4 protein-coding genes are annotated in these 4,110 nt (G+C 66.3%); 1 reads left to right on the top strand and 3 read right to left on the bottom strand.

From position 1 onward, the window contains the following. Nucleotides 1-485, top strand: a 485-nt coding sequence (locus tag QOC69_RS32835) for an HNH endonuclease signature motif containing protein (protein ID WP_526446668.1), incomplete at its 5' end; no start/stop codon positions are given. 256 nt (nt 486-741) lie between these two features. Here the strand turns inward: QOC69_RS32835 and mmsB are convergent. The 3 genes from mmsB to QOC69_RS32850 all read right to left on the bottom strand — a co-directional run. Beyond that, the gene (mmsB, locus tag QOC69_RS32840; RefSeq protein ID WP_526446669.1) at nt 742-1,617 is read right to left on the bottom strand and encodes a 3-hydroxyisobutyrate dehydrogenase; all 876 of its coding nucleotides are present in this window, start codon (nt 1,615-1,617) and stop codon (nt 742-744) included. A 14-nt stretch (nt 1,618-1,631) separates the two neighbouring features. After that, on the bottom strand, nt 1,632-2,807 hold the full coding sequence (locus tag QOC69_RS32845) for an acyl-CoA dehydrogenase family protein (RefSeq protein ID WP_526446670.1): 1,176 nt from the start codon (nt 2,805-2,807) through the stop codon (nt 1,632-1,634). 10 nt (nt 2,808-2,817) lie between these two features. Next, nucleotides 2,818-4,110: CoA-acylating methylmalonate-semialdehyde dehydrogenase (locus QOC69_RS32850; RefSeq protein ID WP_526446671.1), on the bottom strand; the 1,293-nt coding region annotated here is incomplete at its 5' end.

Raw genomic sequence — 4,110 nt, forward strand, 5'->3', positions numbered from 1 at the left:
CGCTGTTATCCGATGACGACCGCCGCTACCTGACCTGTGATGCCACCTGCGAGGTGTGGTTCGAACGCGACGGTCAGGTGATCGGCTCCGGACGGGCGACCCGCACCGTCAACCGAAGGCTGCGCCGCGCCCTCGAGCACCGCGACCGCTGCTGCGTGGTACCCGGTTGCGGGGCCACCCGCGGTTTGCACGCCCACCACATCCGGCACTGGGAAGACGGCGGGCTGACCGAGTTGGACAACCTGGTGCTGGTCTGCCCCTATCACCACCGGGCGCACCATCGGGGTGTCATCACCATCACCGGACCCGCCCAGCACCTCGTGGTCACCGACCAAGAAGGCAAACCGCTGAAGGCGGGATCACTGGCCCGACCCCCGACCACACCCCCACCCGCGGTCAAACCATGTTCAGGGCCCACCGGTGAGCGTGCCGACTGGTGGTGGTATCAACCGTTCCAACCCCAGCCACCACCGTCGACCAATTAGAGTCCTGAGGCGTCAATTCGTTTGCAGTAGTTGGCGATAGGGGCAAGGTTTTGGTCGGCGGTCTTGATGCCGCGAGTGCAGGGCCCCGACGACCTTGCCCGTGGTCAGGTCTAGAGCGCCAAACCCGCCGCACACGTTGCCGCCGCGCCCACCCCTCCAACTCCGGCCGCTCATCAGCGCTCAACACGATCTTGGCAGCACGAGGAGTCGGCACAAACCATTCCAACAACTAGATCGCAATCAATGACTCAGGACGCTAGCCGTTGCGGATCAGATCGATGACGGCGCTGAAGTCCTTGTCGGCGTGATCGGTGGCGAACTTCGCGTAGATCTCCGCGGCGTGGCTGCCCAGCGGTGCGGTGGAACCAGACGAGCTGACGGCGTCCATCGCCAAGCCGAGGTCCTTGTGCATCAGGGCCGTCGCGAACCCCGGCTTGAAGTCGTTGTTGGCCGGTGAGGTCGGAACCGGGCCGGGCACCGGGCAATTGGTGTGGACGGCCCAGCAGTTCCCGGTCGCGCCCGTGATCACGTCGAACAGCGACTGTGCGGACAGTCCCAGCTTCTCGGCCAGCACGAAGGCTTCGCCGACGGCGATCTGCTGCACCGCCAGCACCATGTTGTTGCACAGCTTGGCGGACTGGCCGGTGCCGGAGCCGCCGCAGTGAATGATCTTGCCGGCCATCGGTTCCAGCACCGGCCTGGCGCGCTCCACGGCGGCGTCCTCGCCGCCGACCATGAACGCCAACGTGCCCGCGGTGGCGCCCTTGACACCGCCGGAGACCGGTGCGTCGACCTGTGCGAAACCGTGTTCTCCTGCCTGCGCGTTGATCGCCCTGGCGTCGTCGACGGAGATCGTCGAGGTGTCGATGAAAAGCGCGCCCGACTTGGCGGCGGGCAGCACCTCGGCGTAGCAGGCCTTGACGATGGCGCCGCTGGGCAACGACGTGATCACCACGTCCGCGTCGGTCACGGCCTCGGCACCGGTGTCGAACACCGTGGCGCCCTTGCCTTCTGCGGCCGCCTTCAGCGCAGGCACCGGGTCGAAGCCGCGCACGACGTGCCCGCCCGCGACCAGGTTCGCCGCCATCGGGCCACCCATGTTGCCCAGTCCCAAGAATGCCACGGTGCTCATCGAGTCGGCTCCTTCTACGCGGACGCGCGGGCCCGGGCGGCCTCGGCCCGCCCGATCACCACGCGCATGATTTCGTTGGTCCCCTCGAGGATCCGATGCACCCGCAGGTCTCGGACGATCTTCTCAAGCCCATACTCACTCAGATAGCCGTACCCGCCGTGAAGCTGAAGCGCGCGGTCGGCGACGTCATAGCAGGCATCAGTCACGTGGAGTTTGGCCATCGCGCACAGCTCGACCTTCTCCGGCTCGTCGTTGTCGAGAGCGGATGCCGCTCGCCACAACATCATTCGCGACGACTCCAACGCGGTTGCCATGTCGGCCAGTGCAAAGCGAATGGTCGGCTCGTCGAGCAGGCTGCCGCCGAAGGCCTCACGATCGCGCACGTATGCGGCGGCCTTCTGATACGCGGCTGCGGCTCCGCCGAGCGAGCACGCCGCGATGTTGAGACGGCCGCCGTTCAACCCGTTCATCGCGATCCCGAAGCCGCCGCCCTCGCAATCCGTGCCACCGAGCATTGCGTCCGCGGGTACCCGTACGCCTTCCATGATCACCTGAGCGGTCGGCTGGCCGTTCCATCCCATCTTGTGTTCCTGCGCGCCGAAACTCAGGCCGGGCGCACCATTCTCGACGATGAAGGCCGAAATGCCGCGCGGACCCGGGGCACCGGTGCGGGCCATCACGACGTATACGTCGGACGACCCGGCCCCGGAGATGAATTGCTTGACGCCGTCGAGCACGTAATCACTGCCGTCGCGCACTGCCTTGGTGCGCAGCGCAGCCGCATCCGAGCCCGCTGACGGCTCGGTCAGACAGTAACTGGCCACAGCTTCCATCGACGCCAACCGGGGCACCCACGCCTTGCGTTGTTCGTGCGTGCCATAGGTATCGACCATCCACGCACACATGTTGTGGATGGACAGGAACGCTGCCGTGGAGGGATCCGCCATCGCCAACTGTTCGAAGATGCGCACCGCATCGAGCCGCCGCAGGCCGCTGCCGCCGACGTCTTCGCTGCAGTACATGGCCGCCATACCCAACTCGGCGGCCTCGCGCAGCACGTCGAGCGGGAAGTGCTTGGTCGCGTCCCACTCCAACGCGTAAGGCGCGATGCGCTTCTCGGCGAACTCGGCCGCCGTCTCGGCGATGACACGCTCGTCATCGTCGAGACTGAAGTAGCGCTGAGTGCTCAAGGGTCCAGCCCTACTTCATTGTCGGGATGGAGAATTCGGCGCCGTCCTTGATGCCGGACGGCCACCGCGACGTCACCGTCTTGACCTTGGTGTAGAACTGGATCGAGGCAGGACCGTGCTGGTTGAGGTCGCCGAAACCGGATCGCTTCCAGCCACCGAAGCTGTGATAGGCCACCGGAACCGGGATCGGCACGTTCACGCCCACCATGCCGACCTGGACGCGGGACACGAAATCGCGCGCGGTGTCGCCGTCGCGGGTGAAGATCGCCACGCCATTGCCGTATTCGTGCTCCGAAGGCAGTCGCAGGGCCTCTTCGTAATCTCCTGCCCGCACGATGCAGAGCACGGGGCCGAAGATCTCGTCGGTGTAGATCGACATGTCGGTGGTCACGTGGTCGAACAGTGTCGGGCCGATGAAGTAGCCGCCTTCGAGGCTGTCGTCACCGAAAGTGAGCTCGTCGCTAGCGCGTTCGCGACCGTCGACCACGACCTCGGCGCCTGCGGCGGCGCCCTGACCGATGTAGTCGCGCACCCGCTCGAGCGCGGCCCCGGTGACCAGTGGACCGTAGTCGGCCTTAGGGTCGAGGCTGTGTCCGACCCGCAGGTTGTTGACGCGCTCGATCAGCCTGGCGCGCAGGCGATCCGCGGTCTGTTCGCCGATCGGTACGGCGACGCTGATGGCCATGCATCGTTCACCCGCGCTGCCGTAGCCCGCGCCGATCAGTGCGTCCACGGCCTGGTCGAGGTCGGCGTCGGGCATGATGATCATGTGGTTCTTGGCGCCACCGAAACACTGGGCGCGCTTGCCGTTTGCCGCCGCGGTGGAGTAGATGTACTGCGCGATGTCGGAGCTGCCGACGAAGCCGACCGCCTTGATGTCGGGGTGATGCAGGATGGCGTCGACCGCTTCCTTGTCGCCGTGCACGACCTGGAAGACGCCGGGCGGCAGGCCGGCCTCGAGGAACAGTTCGGCCAGCCGGACCGGCACTGACGGGTCGCGCTCGCTGGGCTTGAGAATGAAGGCGTTGCCGCACGCCAGTGCGGGCCCGGCCTTCCACAGCGGGATCATCGCCGGGAAGTTGAACGGCGTGATGCCCGCCACCACGCCGAGCGGCTGACGGATCGACCAGCTGTCCACGCCACTGGAGACGTTCTCGGAGAACTCGCCCTTCAACAACTGCGGAATGCCGGTGGCGAACTCAACCACCTCGAGTCCGCGCGTAGCCTCGCCCTTGGCGTCGGAGAAGACCTTGCCATGCTCGGCGGTGATGAGCCGCGCGATGTCGTCGAGGTTCTGCTCGAA

It is taken from the genome of Mycobacterium sp. (assembly GCF_032162105.1).
Lineage (GTDB): Bacteria > Actinomycetota > Actinomycetes > Mycobacteriales > Mycobacteriaceae > Mycobacterium.